Here is a 24,803-nt window from a genome sequence, read left to right as displayed (position 1 = left end):
CCCGTCCACAGGTGTGGATCACCGCCGTACCGCGCCGTGCGGCGCCCGTGGACCGGCCTCGGAGCGCCATCTGACCCGCCAGTAGCCACGGGTTGACGGCTCGAAGCGCTGAGTGCCGCTGTGAGCCCCTTGGAGCCCCCTTCCACATATCGGGACCCGGCGGAGACCGGTTGAGGGCGGCACATGGGGGCTCAGGTGCCCGCAAACCCCCATCGATGTCAGTGCTACCGGTAGACTGGAAGACAATCCCGCCCCAACGTGGGGACCGCCCGGGAAAAGCTGAGCAACGCTGATCAAGGCTTACCAACGCAACATGCCGCAGCCGCTCCGGCAACCTGCCGACGAGCCCGGCTCGTGCTGTGCCAGAAAGGGCGCTTCGTGGCCGATTCCGGCAACCCCAACGAGAACATCCCGTCCACCGACGCCGGCGTGACCGCCGAGGCCACAGAGTCCGCAGTGGCCTCCGCGTCCTACGACGCCAGCGCCATCACCGTGCTCGAAGGGCTGGACGCGGTCCGCAAGCGGCCCGGCATGTACATCGGCTCCACGGGCGAGCGCGGTCTGCACCACCTGGTGTACGAGGTCGTCGACAACTCGGTCGACGAGGCGCTGGCCGGCTACGCGGACACCATCGACGTGACGATCCTCGCCGACGGCGGGGTGCGCGTCGTCGACAACGGCCGTGGCATCCCGGTGGGCATCGTGCCCTCCGAGGGCAAGCCGGCCCTCGAGGTCGTGCTGACCGTGCTGCACGCGGGCGGCAAGTTCGGCGGCGGCGGGTACGCCGTCTCCGGCGGTCTGCACGGTGTCGGTGTGTCCGTCGTGAACGCGCTGTCCACGAAGGTCGCCGTCGAGGTGAGGACCGACGGCCACCGCTGGACGCAGGACTACAAGATGGGCGTCCCGACGGCGCCGCTGGTCAAGCACGAGGCGACCGAGGAGACCGGCACGTCGGTCACCTTCTGGGCCGACCCGGAGATCTTCGAGACCACCGAGTACTCCTTCGAGACGCTGTCCCGGCGTTTCCAGGAGATGGCGTTCCTCAACAAGGGCCTGACGATCCGGCTCACCGACGAGCGCGAGTCGGCGAAGGCCACGAGCGGCGCGGACGAGGCGGGCGCGGACGAGAAGGCCGAGGTCAAGACCGTCACGTACCACTACGAGGGCGGCATCGTCGACTTCGTGAAGTACCTCAACTCCCGCAAGGGAGAGGCGGTGCACCCGACGGTCGTCTCGCTGGAGGCCGAGGACAAGGACAAGAGCCTGTCCCTCGAGGTCGCCATGCAGTGGAACAGCGGCTACAGCGAGGGTGTGTACTCCTTCGCGAACATCATCCACACCCACGAGGGCGGTACCCACGAAGAGGGCTTCCGTGCCGCGCTGACGTCGCTCATCAACAAGTACGCCCGCGACAAGAAGCTGCTGCGCGAGAAGGACGACAACCTCACCGGTGACGACATCCGCGAGGGCCTGACCGCGATCATCTCGGTCAAGCTGAGCGAGCCGCAGTTCGAGGGCCAGACGAAGACCAAGCTGGGCAACACGGAGGCCAAGACCTTCGTGCAGAAGGCGGTCTACGAGCACCTCAACGACTGGCTGGACCGCAACCCGGTCGAGGCCGCGGACATCGTCCGCAAGGGCATCCAGGCGGCCACCGCGCGCGTGGCGGCCCGCAAGGCGCGCGACCTGACGCGTCGTAAGGGCCTGCTGGAGTCGGCGTCCCTGCCCGGCAAGCTCTCCGACTGCCAGTCGAACGACCCCACCAAGTGCGAGATCTTCATCGTCGAGGGTGACTCCGCCGGCGGCTCGGCCAAGTCCGGCCGCAACCCGCAGTACCAGGCGATCCTCCCGATCCGCGGCAAGATCCTGAACGTGGAGAAGGCCCGGATCGACAAGATCCTCCAGAACCAGGAGATCCAGGCGCTGATCTCGGCCTTCGGCACGGGTGTGCACGAGGACTTCGACATCGAGAAGCTCCGGTACCACAAGATCATCCTGATGGCGGACGCCGACGTCGACGGCCAGCACATCAGCACCCTGCTGCTGACCTTCCTGTTCCGCTTCATGCGGCCGCTGGTCGAGGCCGGGCACGTGTACCTGTCCCGCCCTCCGCTGTACAAGATCAAGTGGGGCCGGGACGACATCGAGTACGCGTACTCGGACCGTGAGCGCGACGCGCTGATCGAGATGGGCCGCCAGCGTGGCAAGCGCATCCGCGAGGACTCGATCCAGCGCTTCAAGGGTCTCGGTGAGATGAACGCCGAGGAGCTGCGCGTGACCACGATGGACCAGGAGCACCGGGTCCTCGGCCAGGTCACCCTCGACGACGCCGCCCAGGCCGACGACCTGTTCTCGGTCCTCATGGGCGAGGACGTCGAAGCACGCCGCGCGTTCATCCAGCGCAACGCCAAGGACGTCCGCTTCCTCGACATCTGAGTCGGTCTCAGCTGACCGCACCAGGAAGGATCTTCACCAGCAATGGCCGACGAGAACACTCCTGTCACCCCTGAAGAGGGCGGCGAACTCGTGATGCGTGTCGAGCCCGTCGGGCTCGAGACGGAGATGCAGCGCTCGTACCTGGACTACGCGATGTCCGTCATCGTGTCCCGTGCGCTGCCCGACGTCCGGGACGGCCTCAAGCCCGTCCACCGGCGCGTCCTGTACGCGATGTACGACGGCGGCTACCGCCCCGATCGCGGCTTCTACAAGTGCGCCCGTGTCGTCGGCGACGTCATGGGCAACTACCACCCGCACGGCGACTCCTCGATCTACGACGCGCTGGTCCGCCTCGCGCAGCCGTGGTCGATGCGGATGCCGCTGGTGGACTCCAACGGCAACTTCGGCTCCCCGGGCAACGACCCGGCGGCGGCGATGCGCTACACCGAGTGCAAGATGGCGCCGCTGTCGATGGAGATGGTCCGGGACATCGACGAGGAGACCGTCGACTTCACGGACAACTACGACGGCCGCTCCCAGGAGCCGACCGTCCTGCCGGCCCGCTTCCCGAACCTGCTGATCAACGGCTCCGCCGGTATCGCGGTCGGCATGGCGACCAACATCCCGCCGCACAACCTGCGCGAGGTCGCGGCCGGTGCCCAGTGGTACCTGGAGAACCCCGAGGCCTCGCACGAGGAGCTGCTGGACGCGCTCATGGAGCGCATCAAGGGCCCCGACTTCCCGACCGGCGCGCTCGTCGTGGGCCGCAAGGGCATCGAGGAGGCGTACCGCACCGGCCGCGGCTCCATCACGATGCGCGCGGTGGTCGAGGTCGAGGAGATCCAGGGCCGCCAGTGCCTGGTCGTCACCGAGCTGCCGTACCAGGTGAACCCGGACAACCTGGCGCAGAAGATCGCAGACCTGGTGAAGGACGGCAAGATCGGCGGCATCGCGGACGTCCGCGACGAGACGTCGTCCCGCACCGGCCAGCGCCTGGTGATCGTGCTCAAGCGCGACGCGGTCGCCAAGGTCGTGCTGAACAACCTGTACAAGCACACGGACCTCCAGACGAACTTCGGCGCGAACATGCTCGCGCTGGTCGACGGCGTCCCGCGCACCCTCTCCCTGGACGCGTTCATCCGCCACTGGGTGACGCACCAGATCGAGGTCATCGTCCGCCGGACCCGGTTCCGGCTGCGCAAGGCCGAGGAGCGGGCGCACATCCTGCGCGGTCTGCTGAAGGCCCTGGACGCCATCGACGAGGTCATCGCGCTGATCCGGCGCAGTGAGACCGTCGAGATCGCGCGGGGCGGCCTGATGGGCCTCCTGGAGATCGACGAGATCCAGGCGAACGCCATCCTCGAGATGCAGCTGCGCCGGCTGGCGGCCCTGGAGCGGCAGAAGATCGTCCAGGAGCACGACGAACTCCAGGCGAAGATCAACGAGTACAACGAGATCCTCGCCTCGCCGGTCCGCCAGCGCGGCATCGTCAGCGAGGAGCTGGCGGCGATCGTCGAGAAGTACGGCGACGACCGCCAGACCAAGCTGATCCCGTACGAGGGCGACATGTCCATCGAGGACCTGATCGCCGAGGAGGACATCGTCGTCACCGTCACGCGGGGCGGCTACGTCAAGCGGACGAAGACGGACGACTACCGGGCGCAGAGGCGCGGCGGCAAGGGCGTGCGCGGCACGAAGCTGAAGGAAGACGACATCGTCGACCACTTCTTCGTCTCCACCACGCACCACTGGCTGCTGTTCTTCACCAACAAGGGCCGGGTGTACCGGGCGAAGGCGTACGAGCTGCCCGAGGCCGGCCGGGAGGCGCGCGGCCAGCACGTGGCGAACCTGCTCGCCTTCCAGCCGGACGAGGCGATCGCGGAGATCCTGGCGATCCGTGACTACGAGGCGGCGCCGTACCTGGTGCTGGCCACGAAGTCGGGCTTGGTCAAGAAGACGCCACTGAAGGATTACGATTCGCCCCGCTCCGGCGGTGTCATCGCGATCAACCTGCGGGGGCGCGAGGACGGTTCGGACGACGAGCTGATCGGCGCGGAGCTGGTCTCGGCGGACGACGATCTGCTGCTGATCAGCAAGAAGGCGCAGTCGATCCGGTTCACCGCCTCGGACGAGTCCCTGCGCCCGATGGGCCGCGCCACCTCCGGCGTCAAGGGGATGAGTTTCCGGGAGGGCGACGAGCTTCTCTCGATGAATGTGGTGCGACCCGGTACGTTCGTGTTCACTGCCACCGACGGTGGGTACGCGAAGCGGACCGCCGTCGACGAGTACCGCGTCCAGGGTCGCGGCGGCCTCGGCATCAAGGCCGCCAAGATCGTGGAGGACCGTGGTTCGCTCGTCGGCGCGCTGATCGTCGAGGAGAACGACGAAATCCTCGCGATCACCCTCTCCGGCGGTGTGATTCGCACGCGAGTCAGCGAGGTCAGGGAGACGGGCCGTGACACCATGGGCGTCCAACTGATCAATCTGGGCAAGCGCGATGCCGTGGTCGGTATCGCACGTAACGCCGAAGCGGGGCGCGAGGCGGAGGAAGTCGACGGCGACGTGGCCGTGGACGAGACCGCCGAGGGTGCCGCGACCACCGGCACGGACGAGGGTGAGGCACCCTCGGCCGAGTAGCACGAGGAGTGAGTCAGCGTGAGCGGAGCCACGGGCGCCGGATCGGCCGGTACCTCCACGGGTACGGAAACGGACGGCGGCGGCCGTGGCTCCGCCGCGAACGGGGTGACTGCGGGGAGCGTGCCCGCAGGTGGTGCGCACGACCCGCAGACGACGAACCTGAAGCCGGTGAAGGTGTCCGAGACGGACTCTTCCCGCACGTCTGGATCCCAGGGGGGAACTGTGACGGACACCCGAGGCCCGGCCGCGTCCGGTGAGGCGCGGCCGGCGTCGCCGCTTCCCGGGGAGCGGCGCCCGGAGCAGCCCGACGGGCCCTACCACCCGCCGCAGGCCTACCCGGCGCAGGCGCCGGCCGACGCGGTGCGCAAGCCGCGCACGGGCGTGCGGACGGCGCCGCGGACCCGCAAGGCGCGGCTGCGGGTGGCCAAGGCCGACCCGTGGTCGGTGATGAAGGTCAGCTTCCTGCTCTCCATCGCGCTGGGCATCTGCACGATCGTCGCTTCGGCGGTGCTGTGGATGGTCATGGACGCGATGGGTGTCTTCTCGACGGTCGGCGGCACGATCTCGGAGGCGACCGGCTCCAACGAGGCGAACGGCTTCGACCTCCAGGCGTTCCTGTCCCTCCCCCACGTGCTGACGTTCGCGGCGATCATCGCGGTCATCGACGTGGTCCTGGCCACGGCGCTCGCGACGCTCGGCGCGTTCATCTACAACCTCTCCGCGGGCTTCGTGGGCGGCATCGAGCTGACGCTGGCGGAGGACGAGTGACCCCCGGACCAGCGGCGTTCTGACGGTCCCCCGACAACCGATTTTGGGACTGGCGCGGTCGTGCGCTAATCTTCAGGAGTCAGCGCGCGGGAGACACACCGCAGAGCGCGGCGGGGCTATAGCTCAGTTGGTTAGAGCGCATCCCTGATAAGGATGAGGCCACAGGTTCAAATCCTGTTAGCCCCACCAGCGAGAAGACCCCCGGTCCAGCAGGGCCGGGGGTCTTCTGCTGTCCCGGGGCGGTGGGGTGTTTTGGGGAAGAAAAACGCCCGACCGCTGGCGACGGGGGATGCACCAGCGATCGGGCTATGGCCAAGGGTAACAAGGTTGTCGGTTGTGTGGGGCCAAGTCAGCGGGGAAACGGGCAGGTTGGCCGATCATCGACCGCACGGGGGGTCGTAGGAGAGGCGTGGCAGGTACTCCTGCCAGCGTCGGGGGGTCAGGACGTCCCGGGTGACCGAGCAGATGTGCCGGATCGCCGTGTCGGCGTCCAGGCTCCACAGGCGGACCGTGTCGGTGCCGCTGGAGACGCCGAGGACATGGCTGTTGGGGCTGAAGACGAGGAAGTTGCCGGTCTTGGCGTTGGGGCTCATCGACTGGCCGATGGGAGTAGCCGAGGCGGGGTCGGTGACGTTCCACAGGCGGACCGTGTTGTCGTTGCCGCCGCTGGCCAGGGTGTGACCGCCGGCGCTGAACGTCAGGGACGTGACCGCCTCGGTGTGGCCGGTGAGCGGCTTGCCCAGGGGTTCGGCGTGCGCGGGGTCGGTGACGTTCCACAGGCGGACCGTGTCGTCGTCGCTGCCGCTGGCCAGGGTGTGGCCGTCCGGGCCGAAGGCGAGCGCGTTGACCGGGCCGGAGTGCTCGGTGAGGGGCGTTCCCAGCACGCGGGGGTGCGCGGGGTCGGTCACGTTCCACAGGCGGATCGTGCTGTCCGCGCTGCCGCCGGCCAGCGTGTGGCCGTCCGGGCTGAAGGCGAGGCTGTTGATGTAGCCCCGGTGACCGGTGAGGGGCGTGCCGAGCGGGGCCGGGCGGCTCGGGTTGCGTACGTCCCACAGCTGGACGGTGCGGTCGTCGTAGGCGGTGGCCAGGGTGCGGCCGTCCGGGCTGTAGGCCAGCGCGTCGGGGCCCATGAAGCGGGTGCGCAGGCGCAGCGGCGGGCCGGCGGCGACCGGGCGGGCGGGGTCGGTGACGTTCCACAGGTGGACAGTCCGGACGCCGGTGAGGACGGCGAGCGTGCGGCCGTCGGGGGAGAACACGAGGGAGCGCTGGTCGCCGTCGGCCCGCATGAACGGCTCGCCGAGCAGGACGGGCCGGCCGGGCCGCGTCACGTTCCACAGCCGCAGCCTGCCGTCCCGGGCGGCCGTGGCCAGCACCCGGCCGTCCGGTCGGAACGCTCCGCTCCGGCCGATCATGTCCGAGGTCGGGACCGACCACAGACGCACCTTGCCGTCCCCGCTGCCCGTGGCGAGGGTGCGGCCGTCCGGGCGGAAGCCCAGGGCGTACATCTCACCGCTGCTGCCCGCGAGCGGCTCGCCGACCTGGGACGGGGAGGCCGGATCGCTGACGTTCCACAGGCTCGCCGTGCTGTCCGCGCTCGCGGCGGCGAGCCGGCCGCCGTCCGGGCTGAACGCCACCGACCAGATCGGGCCGGTGTGGCCGGTCAGCGGTGGGCCGACCGCCCTCGCGCGGGCGGGGTCGGTCACGTTCCACAGCCGGATGGTGTCGTCCGCGCTGCCGCTGGCCAGGGTGCGCCCGTCCGGGCTGAAGGCCACCGAGTGGACCAGGTCCGTGTGCCCCCGCAGCGTCCTGACCGGCTCCGGCCGGCGCGGGGAGGACACGTCCCACAGCCGGATCGTGTCGTCGTCGCCGCCCGTCGCGAGCGTCCGCCCGTCCGGGCTGAACGCCACACAGCGCACCGCGGCGGCGTGCCCGCGCAGCGTGGCGAGCGTGCCGGGCCGGCGCGGGTCGGTGACGTCCCACAGCCGCACGGTACGGTCCTCGCCCGCCGTGGCCAGGGTGCGTCCGTCGGGGCTGAAGGCGACCAGATAGATCGTGCCCCGGTGACCGGTGAGCGGCCTGCCCAGCGGGCGGGGATGCGCGGGATCGGTGACGTCCCACAGCCGGACCGTGCCGTCGTCGCCGGCACTGGCCAGGGTGCGGCCGTCCGGGCTGAAGACGGCACTGCTCACCCAGCTGGTGTGGCCGGTGAGGGGTGTGCCCAGCGGGGCCGGGCGGTTCGGGTTCCCTACGTTCCACAGCCGGACCGTGCGGTCGTAGCCGGCCGTCGCGAGGGTGTTGCCGTCCGGGCTGAAGGAGGTGAGGTAGACGGCGCCGTCGTGGCCGGACAGCGGGGTGGCCAGCGGCGCGTTCACGATCGAGATCAGGCGGCTGTACGTGCCCTCGTCGCCGGGGCGCAGCCGGTGCGCGACCAGGTCGAGCTGGGCGGCCAGGGACGGATCGGTGTGCTGGACGCGGTCGGCCTCGGCGAGCACCTGCTCGAACACGGCGTCGTCGCGCTGCTTCCAGGCGATCACCGCCGTACCGGCCGCGAGCACGGCCAGCGCCACCAGCGCCGCCACCGCGGCCCGGCTCAGCCACACCGACCGCTTGCGCAGCCGCACCGAGGCGGCCAGGAACTCCACCGCGCTCCGGGTCAGATACGTGTCCCCGGCCGAACGGGCCCAGCTGCGGGCCTGCTCCAGCCGCGATCCCCGGTACAGCAGCGAGCTGTCCCGGCCCGAGCCCTCCCAGGCCCGGCCGTCCTCCTCCAGCCGCTGGCGCAGCAGATGGTCGCCCCGGCCCTCGTCGATCCAGTGCCGCAGCCGGGGCCAGGCGTGCAGCAGCGCCTCGTGGGTGATCTCCACGGTGTCCGCGTCCAGCGTCACCAGCCGGGCCCGCACCAGGGCCTCCAGCGACTCCTCCGTCTTGCCGGGGTCCGCGGACTCCTCCGCCAGCTGCCGCCGGGTGCCGCGCCGACGCGTGGCCTGCGTGTCCTCGCCCAGCCGGACCAGCCGCAGCAGCAGCAGCCGGGCGGCGGTCCGGGCCGCCGGGTCCAGCCCGGACCAGGCACGCTCGGCGGTCGCCGCGACCGCGCCCTGGATGCCGCCGGCCGCACGGTAGCCGGCCAGGGTCAGCCGGCCGGCCTTCCGGCGCTGCCAGGTGGCCAGCAGGGCGTGCGAGAGCAGTGGGAGCACGCCCGCGTCGTGCGCGCCGCGCGGGCCGTCGGCGCTCACCTCGCGCACGATCAGCTCGGCGAGCCCCGGCTCCAGCTCCAGTCCCACCGCCTTGGCCGGACCGGTCACCGCCTCGCGCAGCTCGGTGCTGGTCAGCGGGCCGAGCACCATGTGCCGGTGCTGGAGCGCGTCGGCCAGTTCCGGATAGCCGAGGCACTGCTCGTAGAAGTCGGCTCGGATACCGAGGACGACCCGGACGGGCGCGGGTCCGGCGGCGCCGGCGGGCGGGGTGCAGGCGGCGTGCAGGAAGTGGATGAAGACACGCCGGTCGGCCTCGTCGGCGCAGAGGGTGAACGTCTCCTCGAACTGGTCCACGATGACGACCGGCCGCTCGTCGGGGCCCGTCGCGCGGCCCGCCCAGACCGCGACCGCCTCGCGCACGGCCCGGCCGATGTGCGGCGCGTCGCAGCCCGGCAGCGCCGGGTTCTCCGAGGCCTCCCGCTCCGCCCTGCGGGCGTCGGCGGCGACGGCGGCGAGATCGGGGATACGGCGGACCAGCTCCCCCAGCGGATCGGCACCCGGGACGAGTTGGAGGACGGGGCCGGACGGGTCGGTGGGGTGATCGGTGGAGCGGTCGGTGGGCTGGTCGGTGGAGCGGTCAGTGGGCTGGTCGGTGGGCCGGTCGCCGGGGTGGTCGGTGGCGCGGTCGCCGGGAGGGGCGGAGCGGCCGACCGGGGGCGGAGGTGAGGGAAGCCGGGCGGGGGAATCCCCGGTGGGTGTCCCCTCCCGCCGGGAAGGGACCGCCCCGTCGGCTGTCGGACTCTTGCCGACCGCACCGGCGTCCGTGTTCATGAGGCCGCTACGGGCATCCGCGTTCATGGCCCTGCCACGGGCATCCGCGTTCATGGGCCCGCCACGGGCATCCGTGTTTACGGGCCCGCCACGAGCACCGGCGCCCAGAGCCCCGCCGTGACCACCGGCGCCCAGAGCCCCGCTATGACCACCAGCGCCCACAGCCCCGCTATGACCACCGGCGCCCACTGCCCCGCTATGACCACCGGCGCCCACTGCCCCGCTATGACCACCGGCGCCCACTGCCCCGCTATGACCACGGGCACCCGCAGCCCCACCGTGACCACCGGCGCCCAGAGCCCCGCTATGACCACCGGCACCCAATGCCCCGCCGTGACCACCGGCGCCCACAACCCCGCCCTGACCACCCGCGCCCAGAGCCCCGCCCCGGACCGCCGGGACCAGGCCCGCGTTCAGCAGGGACGACTTTCCCGCTCCCGAGGCGCCGACCAGCATGACCAGCCCGCCCGAGCGCTCGGCCGCGCGGAGCTGGGCGACGAGGTCCTTCGTGCTCCGTTCCCGGCCGAAGAACCACCGGGCGTCCTCCCGCCGGTACGGGGCCAGCCCCCGGTACGGACACACGCCACCGGCGACGGGCGGGGCCTGGGCCGGTGGCCGCCGGTTCTCCTCCGAGGGCGGCGCGGGCCGGTCGCCCGCCGGGCCGGCCAGCGCCAGCTCCCACAGCCGCTGCCAGTGGGCGAGGTCGTACAGGCCGGCGGAGACCGGGGCGGGGCGCAGCCGCCGCGCCTCGGGGATCAGGATCTGGAGGACCGCCGCGAGGGCGGCGAACTGGGCCGGTACGTTCTTGGCCCGGCGCCAGTCGCTGATCCGCTGCGCGGACACCCGTACCGGCCGGCCGCGCTCGTCGACCCGCTGCAACCGTACGACCGCCTCGGCGACGCTCTTGAGGGGAGGATTTCCGGCCTCCTTGTACAGCAGCGCGAGGCGCTCGGCGAAGGCTGTGCGTGCCCCTGAGTCGGAACTCAAGGTCCCACCCCTTACTTTCCCCCGCGTGTGACGTCCGGACCGGAAAACTCACCTTATACGCCTGACCTGCGGTTAAGGCCCGGACCGGAGACAGGAACCTCCTCCGCGGCGACGACAGATGGCAGGATCCGAACCCGGTAGCGGACCCGTCACTCACCGTCCGGACAGGCCACCGGCTCAGCGCTCGGAGAGACAGCTCATGGCACCGAACGTTCTCGGTCAAAGTCGGCCACCTCATGGCGCGCCCGGCGGGTGAGCCGCACGCAGCCGCACGCAGACCCACGCACACCCCCGTACGCCCGCCACGTCCGCGTCCACCCCGCGTCCACCCGCGTCCACCCCGGAAACCGTCCCGTTCTTCGACCCGCGCCGTCCCGCCGACTTGGCGTGGGTCGACAGCCCCGCACCGTTCGGCACCGGTCTCCACGAGGGGAGGGACCGGTGCCGGGCGGGCGGGAACCTGGCTATCTGACGGTACGTCAGCTACGGTTCGCTCGCCCGCCGTTCCCGAAGGGGTGAGTGCCATGGAGAAGCAGCGTCCCCGGTGCCCGCGACCGCCCGGCGAACCACGCTGGGTCGCGATGTTCCACGAGCCCGCCCGGGACTCCTGGACGGTGGGCGCGGAGTCCCCGTACCGGGCTCCCGTGCTGTACGCCGTGGGCGACATGACCCGGACCGCGCGGGCGCGCGGTGACGAGGTGACGGTCGCGCTCTGGGGGCCCGAGGACGGCGCCTGGCACCTCTTCGACACCCCGTCCGCCAAGCCCCCCGCCCCCACGCCGGAGCGGCCCGCGCCCGGCTCCCCGGAACCGGCCCGGCTCGTGGAGCGCATGACGGACCGCCGGCACCAGGTGCTGATGGCCGGGCTGAGCAAGGCGGGCCTGTACGACCTGAGCCCCGAGGACGGCGAGGCGGTCCGCGCCCTGGCCGACCGGCTCGACGAGCCGACGGTCCGCCGGGTGGCCCACTGGCTCGCGGCGGCGGGCGGGCAGCGGTAGCCGCGAGCCGATCCGGTGGTCCGGTTCAGGAGGGGCGCGGCCGGGCAGTGACGTCGTGAAGGTCACCGCCCACGACTGGAGGACAGATGAAGGTCTCCGTCGACCGCTCCCTGTGCTACGGCTCCGCCGAGTGCGCGCACCGGGCGCCGGCCGTGTTCGCGTTCGAGGACGGGTACGGCGTCGTACGGCCCGGCGGAGCGGACGCGACCGAGGACCCGCGCGCCCGGGAGGCGATCCTGGAGGCCGCCGAGAAGTGCCCCTCGCAGGCGATCGTCCTCACCGAGTAGCGGAAGGAGCCGGTGGGTAGGTCCAGCCGAACGCGGCGAGCGCGCGCGCCCGGGCCTCCGCGACCGCCGTGCGGGCCTCGCGTTCGGCGGGGTCGACATGGGCCGCCCCGCCCGTGACCTGCCCCTCCCACTTGCGGTACAGCAGACCGGGCTCCGCCGAGAACCAGCCCCGGCTCACCGCGTCCAGTGCCAGCAGCAGGCCGGTGTCCTCCGAGGCCGGCAGCGCCATCCAGCCGCCCAGCGCGGTGAGCAGCTCCCGCCGTACGCACAGGCTCGCCGGGTGGACCGGGGCCAGGAAGTCGTTCCCCTTCCAGTGGTCGAGGACGGTACCGGGCTCGATCGGGCCCTCGTCGGGATCGCCGGGGAAGCCGGCCGTGGAGCCGTCGGGCAGCAGGTCCAGGACGCGGCACGTCGTCCAGCCGACGGTGCGGTCCGCCTCCAGCACGGCCAGGTCGCGGGCGAGCGCGCCCGGCGTGAGCTGGTCGTCGGCGTCCAGCACCTTGACGTAGGCGCCCTCGGCGCGCGCCAGCGCGATCGTCCGGGCGACCCCGGGCCCGCCCGGCCGGCCCTGCCGGAAGCTCACGCGGGCGTCGTCGGGGAGGTACGGGCGGACCGCGTCCGTCGTGCCGTCCTCCTGGACGACCCACTCCCACTCCCAGCCGTCGGGCAGCCGCTGCGCGCACAGGGACGTGTACGCGTCCGGCAGGAACCGGGCGGACGGGCCGTGGACAGCGGTGACTACGGTGACGCGCCGGTTCACGGCAGCGCTCACCACCTTTCCGTGGGGTGCGGGTCGTTGCCGTACGAGGATGACGTACCGGGGGAACAGCGCGAGACCCCCGGCCGAACCCGGCCGGGGGTCTGTTTCGTGTCGACTGGTGCGTACGCAAGTCGCCGTGCGGTCGAGACGTTGCGGTACTGCGGTGGGGGAGGGATCAGCAGTCGAGGGAGTCCGAGAGGTGGGGGTCGTGGGCCCTGGTCTCCGTCTGCTCCGGTCCCTGCGGCTGTGCTTCCGTCTGTGTCTCGGTGAGGGGGCGGTGGCGGCAGCTCGGGGTCTTGCCGTGGGCCTCGGCCCGGATCCGCTGCTTCATCGTGGGGGGCAGGGCCCTGGCATGGGACCAGGCCGAGTGGCGCATCGCCGGGATCGTCGGGGTGGTGTGCTGCGCGGTGCCGGTGCTGGGGGTCTCGGTCCGGGGTGCGGCCGTGGCGGCGGTCGCGGGGGTGGCGGAGACGAGTCCGAGCGCCGTGCACAGCGCGAGGAAGGCGGTGACGATGGCGGTCCACAGCTTCATGACCTTGTTCTGGGCGGTCATGGCCCCTCACTTTCGGGTTGGGCGATTTGCGTACTTTCCTCATGATGTGTAGGGGGGCCGCGAAGTGGTGGACCGACGCCCGTGGCGCGTCGATGTTCAGATCAACACCACTCGGATGGGTGCAAGGGGGCGAGGAACATGTGCCTGCGCCCAAGGCGGGAGTTGGGCCCCGACGCAGGTCACCGATCGATATCGGTCGGTGTGTATAGTCGGGCGCCAGAGGTCCCTTACGTCAAGGAAAGACGAGGTCGCGCGGTGAAGAAGCTGCTCCTGGTCGCACTGGCCGCCATCGGCGGGCTCCTCGTGTACCGCCAGATCCAGGCGGATCGCGCCGAGCAGGACCTGTGGACGGAGGCGACTGACTCCGTGCCCACGGGTTCGTGAGTCCCGATACCCGATCTGTACCGACCCCGGCCGCCTGCGCGGTCGGGGTTTCGCGTTCCCCGGCCCTGTCGCGCGGGCGCCTCGCGCCTCGTGTTGCGGGGTCCCGGCGAGTGCGGTAGACGGGCGGGGCGGGCGCGGCCGGATGGTGCCGGGCGTTTAGGACGGGCGTGCGCATTGCCCGGATGGCGCAGCGGCGGCCCGGGCAGGATGGGCCTGCGGCCAGCGGCCTGGTGCGGCCGTCCGACGACTGGGGGTGTGGCACGTGCGGGGCCGAGGGGGCGGTACGGCGGCGGGGGCGAGGCCGGCCGGGTGGTCGGCGGCGTGGTCACGGGCGTGGTCGGCGTGGTCGCGGGCGTGGGCGCGGCGGCGGGCCGTCGTCGCCCGGGGTGCCGTGATCGGGCTGCTGCTGGGAGTCTCCGCCACGCCGGGCCTGCCGACCGCTGCCCTCGCCGCTCCGGCCGCCGCCGACGCGCGCCCGGGGTCGTACACCTTCACGCCCGGCGCCCAGGCCGTCGCGGGCACGAAGGGCACCACGGACGCGGCCCTGCTCGACGCCCGCCACACCTACCGCAGCTCCCTCCCCCGCAACGGCAGGCTCTACTACCGCCTGCGCCTCACCGCCACGGACACGGCGTACGTCCCCGTCACCGCCGTACCGCCGGCGGACACCACCGTCTCCGCCACCGACGGCATCCGCGTCTCGCTCCGGGACGCGAACGGCACCTCCTGCTCCTACGCCTCGGCCCGCATCGGCGCCGGGCTCAGCCCGCGCCCGGTCACGGCCCTGGCGCAGCGCGAGGCCGGCAAAGCGCTGTGCCAGGGCGGGGGGACGTACTACCTGTTCGTGGAACGCCTCGACGCCGAAGGCTCCGGAGCGGCGGCCTCGGCCGAACCGTGGGACCTGGAGATCGCGCCCGCCACGGAACCGGGCCTCGCGCAGGCCGGACCCACCACCGCGCCGCAGACCTGGGACTCCGCCACACCCGAACCCCTCACCGGCACCACCCGGGACCGCTCCGGCGGCACCGGTTTCGCCACCGCGCGCCCCGTCGCCCAAGGGATCTGGCGAACCCGTCTCACCCCCGGCGAGACCCGGTTCTACAAGGTGCCGCTGGACTGGGGCCGACAGCTGCACGCCTCCGCCGACCTGGGCGCCGCCCCGGGCCACGGCTACGTCGGCGGCGCCCTGAACCTCTCCCTCCACAACCCCGTCCGCGGCTACGTCGACGACACCTCCCTCGGCTACACCGGCGCCCCGAAGTCCGCCGCCCTCGCACCGCTCCCGCCCGTCGAGTACACCAACCGGTACGCCGTGCCCGCCGGGGTGACCTCCGTCCGCTTCGCCGGTGAGTACTACCTGGTCCTGCACCTCAGCGCGCAGCTGGCCGACACCTTCGGGCCGGGGCCGTTCGAGGTGACCCTGCGGGTCCGGGTGGGCGGACAGAAGCAGGCGGGGCCCGCCTACGCCGGCCGGCCCGTGCCGGACGGCGTCTTCACGGTCACCGATCAGGACCCGGAGGCCGCGCTGACCGGGGACACCGGGGACGGAACCGACGGCCGGATGATGCGGCTGGTCGCCGTCGGCGGGATCGGCACGGGCACCGTGCTGCTGCTGGTCCTCGGCGGGTGGACGGTGGCGGCCCGGCGGGCTCACACCCGGGTCAGCGCCCAGAAACCCACGGCGTAGCAGGCGAGCGCCAGCAGCAGGATCGGGATCGCGGCCCTGGCCGGGGGACCGGGCCGCCGGGCCGCGCGCCGCCCCCGACGACCGCGTGCGCGGGAAGGGGGTGAGGGGGGTGGCGTGTGGGGCGGAGCCTGGGGATCGCGGGTGGTGTAGGCGGCGGTGGCGGTGTCGACGCGGGGGTCCGGAGCCGGAGCCGGGGCCGGCACCGGGTCCGGCGCCGGGTTCGGGGGCGGGGCGGGGTGCGGACCGGGAGCCGGGAGCGGCTGGGGCGGCGGCAGTCGGAAGCTTCCGGTGTCCGAGAGGGAGCCGGTGTGGGTGGGCGTCGTACGGGCAGCCACGGCGGAGCCCGGAACGGGACCGGCTGTCGCAGCATCGGCACGCTCAACCACCGCCCTCTCAACCGGGTCAGCCGCCGAACCCGGCTCCTGCATCCCGCCCGGGACCAGCTCCAACGCCACGCCGGAGGCCTGCTGGAGCGGGCCGTCGGGACCGAACCCGGGTGGCAGCGGGCCGAGTTGGTCGAAGATCTCGATGACCTCGTCGTCCGAGCCGGGCTCCGGCAGGAGTTCCGCGGCGGCGGCGAGCGCCTTGCGCGCCCCCGTGGCGGTGCGGAACCGGTCCACGGGATCGGGCTGGAGCAGTGAGGCGACGACCTGCCAGAGCGGTTCCGGAACGCCCTTGGGCGGGCCGGGAGTTCCGTGCTCCAGGAAGTACTGCACGAGCGCCTTGGCGTCGGGCTTGGCGCCTTCCAGGAGATACAGGGCGACCAGGCCGACGGCGAACAGGTCGGCCGGGAAGTCGGGTTCGGCGCCCAGCATCTGCTCCGGGGCGAGGTAACCGGGCGTCCCCACCACGAGGTTGGTCTCCGTCAGCCGCGGCTCCCCGAGCCGCATCGCGATGCCGAAGTCGGACAGCCGCAGCCGGGGCCGACCGGTGCCCGTGGCTTCGAGGAGCACGTTCGCGGGCTTGACGTCCCGGTGGACGACGCCCTCCGCGTGGACGGCGGCGAGCCCGGACAGCAGCTGGTCCAGCAGCGTGCAGACGAACGCCGGCGGGAGAGGGCCGTAGTCGCCGACCAGGTGGACCAGGGAGCCGCCGGCGACCAGGTCCATGGTGAACAGCACCTTGTCGTCGTCGGCGGCCCAGCTGGCCGGAGCGAGGACATGCGGGTGGTCGATGCGCAGAGCCTGTTCACGGACGAAGCGGAGCAGGGAGTGCGCGTCGCGCTGCTGGAGGACCTTCGCGGCCACGTACCGGCGTCGGCGATGGTCCCAGGCACGCCATACGGCGCCCACGCCACCGCGTCCGATCGGATCGGCCAGCTCGTACCGGCCGGCGAAGACCTCACCCATGGCAGCCGCCGCTCCTCCCCTGGTCCGACGAAGCCCCGCACGCCCCCGCTGTACGCCCCCCGCCCGGCCGGCCCGGACCCCCGTCCCCGAACACCGGCCGCGAGGTCAGTTCTGGTGGGACTGGTAGTGCGCGACGGCGTCGGACGTACGGCCGGCGCCGTAGACGCGGAGGAACTCCGCGAGTTCGGGGTGGCTCGGGGCGAGGGTGTCCGCGGCGTCGATGATGTCACCCGCGGCGGCCACCGAGCGGAGCAGCGACTGGATCTCGCGCACCACCCGCTTCACCGTGGGAGCGCCCGAACTGTTCGTGGTCTGGGTGGTGTTGCTGAGCACGGAGCCCCCCTGCGACTTCTTGATCTCGTCCATCCGCTCGGTCGCCTCGGCGGCGCTGACACTGCCGTCCGCGACCTGGGACGCCAGTTCCTGCAACAGCTGCACCCGCTGGACCACCGCCGGATTGCCGATCTTCGCACGCTGGCCGCTCATCAGCTGCGAGAGCATCGGCGCGGACAGGCCCAGGACCGCCGCGAGCCGGGCCTGGTTCAGCCCGAGATCGTCGATGAGCTTACGGAAGAGCGCCCCCAACGGCTCCCCGTACCAGTTCCGCTGGAGGTCCCGCGCTCTGGCGGTGGCTTCCTGCTGTGCGGCGTCCATTGCGTCTCCCCATCGCTTCCCCTGAAAACCGCGGTTCGCTGTAGCGAACCACGTCGAGCATCTTACGGAGAGTGGTCATCCGCGGGGACCCCCAATCTTTTTGCGGGATACGGGGGGTGACCCGGTACTCTGGTCTGCGGCGCCCGCCGGAACGCGATGCCTCCGGCCGGTCGCTCCATCCCGGGGCCTTAGCTCAGTTGGTAGAGCGCCGTCTTTGCATGGCGGATGTCAGGGGTTCGACTCCCCTAGGCTCCACCCCGAGAAATGCCCCCTGATCTGCGGAAACGCAGTCTCAGGGGGCATTTCTGGCGTGTGGGGGCACCTGTTCCGGAGGAGGGGAAGGTCCTTCGGAATCCGCTGGACGCGCAGGCGCCGGGCCCAGCGTGGCCCAGCGGGACGAAGACTGCTCCCGGCTCATACGGCAAGACCCTCCGGCCCGATCGATCACGGCCGGAGGGTCTCCTGACGGGGCCCGGCGCTCAGGCCTCGTCGTCGCGGTCGCGGTTCGACGCCTCGTCCTCGGCCTGCTTCGCCTGAACCTCGGGGTCCAGACCCGAGGTGCCGCTGCCGTCCACGGAGGTGATGCGGCCCTCGTCAGGGACCTCCGTCGCCGCGGGCGGCTCGACCAGCCAGTCGGGGTTGGCCTGCTTGTCCCACCACTTCCAGGCCGCGAAGGCACCGCCCGCCAAGGCGGTCAGCACCGCCAGCGCCTTCAGCGTGCGGCCGGACCGGGACCGGCGGGCCTTCCGCCGGACCAGCTTCTGGATGTCCTGCGCCGAGACCTGGCCGCGCAGCGCGGCCAGCGCCGCGGCGCCACGCGCGGCGGCCTCGTCACGTACCGGGGCGGTCGCCGCCACGGCATGTTCCAGCTTGGGACGTGAATAGGCGGCCGCCTGCCGGGCGGCCTTACGGGTGCGGACGGCGGCCTCCTGCGCGGCCAGGTCCACCTTCGGCGGCACATGCGTGCGGGCCTGCTCCAGGCGCGGGGCGAGCCGGGCGTCGTACTGCACGCGGGCCTGTTCGGCGGCCTGCGACACCACGGGCGCCAGCCGTACGCGTGCCTCCTGCGCGTAGTACGCGGCACGCTCCTTGGCCGTGTCGGCGTAGGGCGCCACCACTTCCGCGGCGTGCAGCACGCTGTCCTTCGCCGAGCCGGTCGCGGCGCGCACGCTGTCGATGCGGGTCACGGGTTCCTCCTCCTCGGTGGCGTACGGTATTTCGACTTTCCACCCTTTTACGGATCATGCCTGTCCGCGGCCGGTGTGGCATGTGCGGGCGGGCATATGGGTGCCGATCGCTCCCTTCGGCGTGTTTCGGGGCAACGGGGGCTTGCGGTCGACACTGCCACGAATCACCGGCGCGCGCCGCCCGCCCGGCGGAAGTCACGGCCGCCCGGCGACGCGCGGACGGGAGCGTGGAAGGATCGAAGGTGTCGCGGCGGACGACGACGGAAGGCAGATCGTGGCCGAGCAGCTGTATGCCACCTTGAAGACCACCCTCGGCGACATCGAGGTGCGGCTCTTCTCCCTCCACGCTCCCGTCACGGTCAGAAACTTCGTCGAGCTGGCCCGCGGCGAACGCGAGTGGACACACCCGGGCACCGGCGAGAAGAGCAGAAACCCGCTCTACGACGGCACGGTCTTCCACTCCGTCATCAGCGGGTTCATGATCCAGGGCGGTGACCCCCTGGGCAACGGCCTCGGCGGACCCGGCTACGGGTTCCAGGACGAGTGCCATCCGGACCTGGCCTTCGACACGCCGTATCTGATGGCCATGGCCAGCGCCGGGCCGGACACCAACGGCTCGCAGTTCTTCATCACCGTCACCCCGAGCACCTGGCTGAACGGCAAGCGCACCATCTTCGGCGAGGTCACCGACCCGGCCTGCCAGAAGGTGGTCGACGCCATCGCGAACGTGCCGACCGGTCGCAACGACCGGCCGCTGGTCGACGTCGTCATCGAGACGGTGGTGGTGGAGGCGCGCGACGACTGAGGCCCCCGGGGCCGGCACGACCCGGCGACCGGAAGAACCCGGAGGGAACCAAACGCCCCGCTCGTCCGTAAGGATGGGCAGGGAGGACAGTGCCGGCAGGACGGACACGACGAGCAAGGGGATCTGATGGACCAGGCCGCAGGGAGCGCGCGGGACGCCGCCCGGAGCGTACCCGTGTGCTACCGGCACCCGGACCGCGAGACCGGCGTGCGCTGCACCCGCTGTGACCGGCCCATCTGCCCGGAGTGCATGGTCAGCGCCTCCGTCGGCTTCCAGTGCCCCGACTGCGTCCGCGAGGGCTCGGGCACGGGGCACGCGTCGGCGGCGTCCCGGCCCCGCACGGTCGCCGGGGGCACGGTCACGGCCGACCCCCGCCTGCTCACCAAGATCCTGATCGGGATCAACCTCGCGGTGTTCATCGCGGTCCAGGCCGACAGCTCCCTCCTGGACCATCTGGTGCTCTACGGCGCCTGGCCCCCGAAGCCGTTCGCGCCGACCTCGGGCGTCGCCGGCGGCGAGTGGTACCGCTTCGTGACGTCGATGTTCGCCCACCAGGAGTACTGGCACATCGGCTTCAACATGCTGAGCCTGTGGTGGATCGGCGGCCCGCTCGAAGCAGCCCTAGGCCGGGCCCGCTACCTGGCGGTCTACTTCGTCTCCGGGCTGGCCGGCGGCGCGCTGACCTATCTGCTCACCTCCCCGCAGACCGCCTCGCTCGGCGCCTCCGGCGCGATCTTCGGGCTCTTCGGCGCCACCGCCGTGCTGATGCGCCGGCTGAACTACGACATGCGGCCGGTCATCGCGCTGCTGGTGATCAACCTGATCTTCACCTTCGGGTTCAGCAACATCGCCTGGCAGGCGCACATCGGCGGGCTCGTCGCCGGTGTCGTCACCGGGTACGCGATGGTCCACGCCCCACGCGAGAAGCGGGCGCTGGTGCAGTACGGCACCTGTGCCGTCGTCCTGGCGCTGGCGGTGGCGCTGGCGCTGGTCAGGACCGCTCAGCTCACCTGAGACCGGGGGAACAGGGTGGGGAACACCCTGACACCGAACCGTTGTCCACAGCGTGTGGCGGATCTTGTGCACACGGTGCGGGCACAGCTGCGCCCCCTGTCGCTCGGATGTGTTTCCGCAGGTCGGACAGGGGGCGAACGCGTGTCTGAGGGTGTCTCGGCCAGTCACACCGGCGTCAACACCCGATGGGTTATCCACAGATCGTCTTTCTTTTTCCCCATGTGGAAAACGGCTGTGGATAACTCAGTGGATAGCCCTGGGCAGAGCTGGTCGCGGGGGCGTAGGCCGTGCTACTCCCACAGCCAGGGCCCGTGCTACTTCCACTGTGTGGAGACGCCGAAGCCGGCGGCGATGAAGCCGAAACCGACCACGATGTTCCAGTTGTCCAGGCTGTCGATGGGCAGCGAGCCGTCGGTCACGTAGAAGACGACGATCCACGCCAGGCCGATCAGGAACATGGCCAGCATGACGGGCGCGACCCAGGCACTGGTGGTGAGCTTGATGGCCTGCGCCTGCTTGGCGGGCGGCGGCGTGTAGTCGGCCTTCTTGCGGATACGTGACTTCGGCACGAGGGTCTCTCCTGTCGATGCGCTGCGTGGCCGCGCAGGTAACTGGGTCGGGCTCGGGGCAGCGTACAAGGGGCCAACATGACGACTCTGTGTGCTCCCCCGGGCGTCCGTTAGCGTAGTGCTTCCGTGGCGCCGAAGGAGATAAGGGTACGTTGAGCAATTCTGCCGACTCCCCCGGGACGGGATCAACGGGTTCGGGCCCCGTCCGCGGGCCGCGTGTGCGGCCGGTGCGGATACTCACGGCGGCCGTCTTCGCGCTCGCCGGGCTCATCTTCTTCACCAGCTTCGACACGGCCAAGGGCACCGACATCCGCCAGGACGGCTCCCTGCTGAAGCTGTCCGACCTGATCCAGCAGCGCAGCCGCAAGAACAAGGAGCTGGACGAGTCCAACGCGACCCTGCGCGACAGCGTGGAGTCGCTCGCCGAGAGCGATGACGGCAGCACCAAGGCGGAGGACGAGAAACTCGGCCGGCTGGAGAAGAGCGCGGGCACCCAGAAGCTGACCGGCAAGGCCGTCACCGTCACCCTGAACGACGCCCCGCCGGGCGCCACCGCCAAGCTGCCCGGCTATCCCGAGCCGCAGCCCGACTACCTGGTCATCCACCAGCAGGACCTCCAGGCCGTGGTGAACGCGTTGTGGCAGGGCGGCGCCCAGGGCATCAAGGTCATGGATCAGCGGCTGATCTCCACGAGCGCGGTGCGCTGCGTCGGCAACACCCTGATCCTCCAGGGCCGCGTCTACTCACCGCCCTACAAGATCACGGCGGTCGGGGACCCGGACCGGCTGAAGCAGGCGCTGGCCGCGAGCAAGGCGATCCAGACCTACATGGTCTACGTCAACGTGTACGGCCTCGGCTGGAAAGTCACCGACGACGGGACGGTGACTCTTCCCGGCTACTCCGGCACAGTGGATCTGCACTACGCGAAGCCAGTGGGATAGACGTCCGTCCGGGAGCCGCCGGTGCGCGTGATCGTCAGGACCGTCAGCGAGCTGTGCGTCACCGTCGGCACCGTGATCGTGCTCTTCGTCGTCTATGTGCTGTTCTGGACGGGTGTCCGGGCCGATCGCGTGATGGGCGACCAGATCGACCGGTTGCAGCAGCAGTGGTCGCGGGGGAGCGTCCACCCGAGGGCCGTTACGGTACCCAAGACGTATGAATCCGGCACCCCCTTCGCGATCATGTACATTCCGCGGCTCGGTTTCACGTGGAACAAGCCGGTGTTGGAGGGCACCGGCACCGGCACCCTGAAGAAGGGGCTCGGCCACTACGCGCGCACCGCGCGGCTCGGCCAGAAGGGCAACTTCGCGGTGGCCGGGCATCGGCGGACGTACGGCGACCCCTTCAAGGACTTCCCCGAGCTGCGGCCGGGGGACGCGGTGGTGCTCACGGACGGGACCACCTGGTTCACGTATCGGATCGACAAAGGCCCCTACAAAACAGTTCCGACCGACGTCGAGGTGATCGACCCTGTCCCCCGTAAGTCCGGGTATACGCGTCCGGGCCGGTATCTGACGCTGACCACGTGCGATCCGGAATGGGGGCACAGTCACCGGCTGATCGTCTGGGCGCACCTGGATTCCACACAGCCTGTGGAGGCAGGCGAACCGAGGGCTCTGCGCCGTTAGTCTGGTGACGTACGGCGTGGGTCTGGTGCCGTAGGGGATACGGAAGGGACGGCAAGCGACGGCATGTACGGCTGGATCTGGCGGCATCTGCCGGGCAACGCGTGGGTGAAGGCCCTCATCTCCTTCGTGCTGGTCCTGGCCGTGGTCTACGTCCTCTTCCAGTACGTCTTCCCGTGGGCCGAACCGCTGCTGCCCTTCAACGATGTGACGGTGGACAACCAGTGAGTGCGCGGATTCTCGTCGTCGACAACTACGACAGCTTTGTCTTCAACCTCGTCCAGTACCTGTACCAGCTGGGCGCGGAGTGTAAGGTCCTGCGCAACGACGAGGTGTCGACCTCGCATGCCCAGGACCGCTTCGACGGTGTGCTCCTCTCGCCCGGACCCGGGACGCCGGAGGAGGCGGGCGTGTGCGTGGACATGGTCCGGCACTGCGCGGCCACCGGGGTGCCGGTCTTCGGGGTGTGCCTCGGCATGCAGTCGATGCAGGTGGCGTACGGCGGTGTGGTCGACCGGGCGCCCGAGCTGCTGCACGGCAAGACCTCGCTGGTCGAGCACGAGGGCAGGGGCGTCTTCGCGGGCCTGCCCTCCCCCTTCACGGCGACCCGTTACCACTCCCTGGCCGCCGAGCCGGCCACGGTCCCGGCCGAGCTGGAAGTGACCGCCCGCACGCACGACGGCATCATCATGGGCCTGCGCCACCGGGAACTCCCGGTGGAGGGTGTGCAGTTCCATCCCGAGTCGGTGCTGACCGAGCACGGGCACCGGATGCTGGCCAACTGGCTGGCGGAGTGCGGTGACCTCGGTGCCGTGGCGAGATCGGCGGGGCTCGCCCCGGTGGTGGGCAGGGCCACGGCGTGACCGCGCTGCGCCCCGAGCGCGAGGACTTGTACGGCGGCGAGAGACCGTACGAGTCCTTCGGCGGTGCGCGGCCGTACGAGGCCGCCGGCGGTGCGGGGGCGCACGAGGCCTCCGGCGGTGCGCTGGTGTACACACGTCGTCGGCAGGATCCGCCGACGGCGCCGATGCCCCGGCTGACCGAGGCGGACCTCACGGCGCCGCTGCCTCCCGGCGGTGAGGACCTCACGGCGCCCTTGCCTCCCGTCGACGAGGAGACGATGGCGCTGCGGATCCCGCAGTCGGCGGGGTACGGCCCGGAGAGTGGCGCCGCAGGGGCCGCCACAGGGGCCTCTGGGGCCTCATCGACCGCTTCTGCCACCGGAGCCGCACCCGGCGGCCGCGCGGCCCGGAGAAGGGCCGCCAAGCGGCGGGGCGGGCGGCACGGCGGGGCCAGGGACACCCGTGAGGCGGTGGCGCCCCCGGCGGAGCGGGGCCCGCAGCGGCCGCTGACCCGGGTGGAGGCCCGGCGGCAGGCCCGGCTGCGCAAGCCGAGCCCGGCGACCGTCGCGAGCCGGGCGATCGGCGAGGTGTTCATCACCACCGGCGTCCTGATGCTGCTGTTCGTCACCTACCAGTTGTGGTGGACCAACGTCCGCGCGCACGCGCAGGCCGGCAGCGAGACGCACCAGCTCCAGGACGACTGGGCCAACGGCAAGCGCAGTCCGGGTGTCTTCGAGCCGGGGCAGGGCTTCGCCATCCTGCACATCCCGAAGCTGGACGTGGTGGCGCCCATCGCGGAGGGCGTCAGCAACAAGAGGGTGCTTGACAAGGGCATGGTCGGGCACTACGGCGAGGCTCCGCTGAAGACGGCGATGCCCGACGCCAGGACCGGCAACTTCGGTCTCGCCGCGCACCGCAACACGCACGGTGAGCCGTTCCGGTACATCAACAGGCTCAAGCCCGGCGACGCGGTCGTGGTCGAGACGCAGGACACCTACTTCGTGTACAAGGTGTCCTCGATGCTTCCGGTGACCCCGCCGTCCAACACCAGCGTGCTGGATCCGGTCCCGCCGGGCTCCGGCTTCACCGAGCCCGGCCGCTACATCACCCTCACCACCTGCACGCCGGAGTTCACCAGCAAGTACCGGTTGATCGTCTGGGGCAAGATGGTCCAGGAACGCCCGCGCAGCAAGGGCAAGCCGGACGCGCTCATCGAGTAGGGCTCATCGAGTAAGG

21 protein-coding genes and 2 tRNA genes are annotated in these 24,803 nt (G+C 71.4%); 16 read left to right on the top strand and 7 right to left on the bottom strand.

Features of this window, described 5'->3' with window-relative positions; genetic code table 11:
* Positions 1-354 precede the first annotated feature (354 nt).
* The 4 genes from gyrB (at position 355) to ACZ4WH_RS08815 (ending at position 6,030) form a co-directional block, all read left to right on the top strand.
* Positions 355-2,436 (top strand): DNA topoisomerase (ATP-hydrolyzing) subunit B, encoded by a 2,082-nt coding sequence (gene gyrB, locus ACZ4WH_RS08830; protein ID WP_468178085.1) that lies wholly within the window; start codon positions 355-357, stop codon positions 2,434-2,436.
* A 42-nt stretch (positions 2,437-2,478) separates the two neighbouring features.
* Entirely contained in the window at positions 2,479-5,073 is a 2,595-nt protein-coding gene (gene gyrA, locus ACZ4WH_RS08825) for a DNA gyrase subunit A (protein WP_468178083.1), read from the top strand.
* 18 nt (positions 5,074-5,091) lie between these two features.
* Complete coding sequence (locus ACZ4WH_RS08820) at positions 5,092-5,841, top strand: DUF3566 domain-containing protein (protein ID WP_468178081.1); 750 nt, start codon at positions 5,092-5,094, stop codon at positions 5,839-5,841.
* 112 nt (positions 5,842-5,953) lie between these two features.
* Positions 5,954-6,030, top strand: a tRNA-Ile gene (locus ACZ4WH_RS08815).
* Positions 6,031-6,218: 188 nt separating this feature from the next.
* On the opposite strand, the gene ACZ4WH_RS08810 is transcribed toward ACZ4WH_RS08815, so the two are convergent.
* Positions 6,219-10,853: an nSTAND1 domain-containing NTPase gene (locus ACZ4WH_RS08810; protein ID WP_468178079.1), complete on the bottom strand. Its 4,635-nt coding sequence runs from the start codon at positions 10,851-10,853 to the stop codon at positions 6,219-6,221.
* Between the two features lie 581 nt (positions 10,854-11,434).
* Between ACZ4WH_RS08810 and ACZ4WH_RS08805 the strand changes: the two genes are divergently transcribed.
* A complete protein-coding gene (locus ACZ4WH_RS08805; protein ID WP_468178078.1) occupies positions 11,435-11,851 on the top strand; it encodes a hypothetical protein in 417 nt (138 codons plus the stop codon).
* An 86-nt stretch (positions 11,852-11,937) separates the two neighbouring features.
* Positions 11,938-12,138 (top strand): ferredoxin, encoded by a 201-nt coding sequence (locus ACZ4WH_RS08800; RefSeq protein WP_468178076.1) that lies wholly within the window; start codon positions 11,938-11,940, stop codon positions 12,136-12,138.
* On the opposite strand, the gene ACZ4WH_RS08795 is transcribed toward ACZ4WH_RS08800, so the two are convergent.
* A complete protein-coding gene (locus ACZ4WH_RS08795; RefSeq protein ID WP_468178074.1) occupies positions 12,128-12,910 on the bottom strand; it encodes a glycosyltransferase family 2 protein in 783 nt (260 codons plus the stop codon). The genes ACZ4WH_RS08800 and ACZ4WH_RS08795 overlap by 11 nt on opposite strands.
* Before the next feature lie 163 nt (positions 12,911-13,073).
* On the bottom strand, positions 13,074-13,451 hold the full coding sequence (locus ACZ4WH_RS08790) for a DUF6344 domain-containing protein (RefSeq protein ID WP_468178072.1): 378 nt from the start codon (positions 13,449-13,451) through the stop codon (positions 13,074-13,076).
* Between the two features lie 255 nt (positions 13,452-13,706).
* Between ACZ4WH_RS08790 and ACZ4WH_RS08785 the strand changes: the two genes are divergently transcribed.
* Both ACZ4WH_RS08785 and ACZ4WH_RS08780 read left to right on the top strand, forming a co-directional pair.
* Entirely contained in the window at positions 13,707-13,835 is a 129-nt protein-coding gene (locus ACZ4WH_RS08785) for a DLW-39 family protein (protein ID WP_003999697.1), read from the top strand.
* 391 nt (positions 13,836-14,226) lie between these two features.
* On the top strand, positions 14,227-15,522 hold the full coding sequence (locus tag ACZ4WH_RS08780) for a hypothetical protein (RefSeq protein ID WP_468178070.1): 1,296 nt from the start codon (positions 14,227-14,229) through the stop codon (positions 15,520-15,522).
* Here the strand turns inward: ACZ4WH_RS08780 and ACZ4WH_RS08775 are convergent.
* Entirely contained in the window at positions 15,486-16,871 is a 1,386-nt protein-coding gene (locus tag ACZ4WH_RS08775; RefSeq protein ID WP_468178068.1) for a serine/threonine-protein kinase, read from the bottom strand. The genes ACZ4WH_RS08780 and ACZ4WH_RS08775 overlap by 37 nt on opposite strands.
* Before the next feature lie 105 nt (positions 16,872-16,976).
* Entirely contained in the window at positions 16,977-17,525 is a 549-nt protein-coding gene (locus tag ACZ4WH_RS08770; protein WP_468178066.1) for a helix-turn-helix domain-containing protein, read from the bottom strand.
* A 182-nt stretch (positions 17,526-17,707) separates the two neighbouring features.
* Here ACZ4WH_RS08770 and ACZ4WH_RS08765 point away from each other — a divergent pair.
* Positions 17,708-17,780 (top strand) — tRNA-Ala (locus ACZ4WH_RS08765).
* 224 nt (positions 17,781-18,004) lie between these two features.
* Here the strand turns inward: ACZ4WH_RS08765 and ACZ4WH_RS08760 are convergent.
* Positions 18,005-18,712 carry a DUF5324 family protein gene (locus ACZ4WH_RS08760; protein WP_468178064.1) on the bottom strand — a complete coding sequence of 236 codons (708 nt, stop codon included), beginning with the start codon at positions 18,710-18,712 and terminating at the stop codon, positions 18,005-18,007.
* 274 nt (positions 18,713-18,986) lie between these two features.
* Here ACZ4WH_RS08760 and ACZ4WH_RS08755 point away from each other — a divergent pair, with 274 nt between their 5' ends.
* Together ACZ4WH_RS08755 and ACZ4WH_RS08750 are read left to right on the top strand one after the other, a co-directional pair.
* Complete coding sequence (locus ACZ4WH_RS08755) at positions 18,987-19,517, top strand: peptidylprolyl isomerase (RefSeq protein ID WP_468178061.1); 531 nt, start codon at positions 18,987-18,989, stop codon at positions 19,515-19,517.
* 126 nt (positions 19,518-19,643) lie between these two features.
* A complete protein-coding gene (locus ACZ4WH_RS08750; RefSeq protein WP_468178059.1) occupies positions 19,644-20,531 on the top strand; it encodes a rhomboid family intramembrane serine protease in 888 nt (295 codons plus the stop codon).
* A 314-nt stretch (positions 20,532-20,845) separates the two neighbouring features.
* Here the strand turns inward: ACZ4WH_RS08750 and crgA are convergent, their stop codons facing one another.
* Positions 20,846-21,100: a cell division protein CrgA gene (gene crgA, locus ACZ4WH_RS08745; RefSeq protein ID WP_030344322.1), complete on the bottom strand. Its 255-nt coding sequence runs from the start codon at positions 21,098-21,100 to the stop codon at positions 20,846-20,848.
* Between the two features lie 152 nt (positions 21,101-21,252).
* On the opposite strand from crgA, the gene ACZ4WH_RS08740 reads away from it, so the two are divergent.
* The 5 genes from ACZ4WH_RS08740 to ACZ4WH_RS08720 all read left to right on the top strand — a co-directional run bounded on the left by ACZ4WH_RS08740 (position 21,253) and on the right by ACZ4WH_RS08720 (position 24,787).
* Entirely contained in the window at positions 21,253-22,041 is a 789-nt protein-coding gene (locus tag ACZ4WH_RS08740) for a DUF881 domain-containing protein (protein WP_468178057.1), read from the top strand.
* Positions 22,042-22,062: 21 nt separating this feature from the next.
* Positions 22,063-22,728 carry a class E sortase gene (locus tag ACZ4WH_RS08735; protein ID WP_468178055.1) on the top strand — a complete coding sequence of 222 codons (666 nt, stop codon included), beginning with the start codon at positions 22,063-22,065 and terminating at the stop codon, positions 22,726-22,728.
* A gap of 63 nt (positions 22,729-22,791) precedes the next feature.
* Positions 22,792-22,953: a hypothetical protein gene (locus ACZ4WH_RS08730; protein ID WP_468178053.1), complete on the top strand. Its 162-nt coding sequence runs from the start codon at positions 22,792-22,794 to the stop codon at positions 22,951-22,953.
* A complete protein-coding gene (locus ACZ4WH_RS08725; protein WP_468178051.1) occupies positions 22,950-23,588 on the top strand; it encodes an aminodeoxychorismate/anthranilate synthase component II in 639 nt (212 codons plus the stop codon). The genes ACZ4WH_RS08730 and ACZ4WH_RS08725 overlap by 4 nt, the downstream gene beginning before the upstream one ends.
* Positions 23,585-24,787 (top strand): class E sortase, encoded by a 1,203-nt coding sequence (locus ACZ4WH_RS08720; protein ID WP_468178049.1) that lies wholly within the window; start codon positions 23,585-23,587, stop codon positions 24,785-24,787. Before ACZ4WH_RS08725 ends, ACZ4WH_RS08720 begins: the two co-directional genes overlap by 4 nt.
* Positions 24,788-24,803: the final 16 nt, after the last annotated feature.

The organism is Streptomyces sp. NPDC029138, from assembly GCF_055564375.1.
The sequence above is the reverse complement of the archived record's forward strand: the minus strand, read 5'-3'. Positions and strand labels throughout refer to the sequence as shown.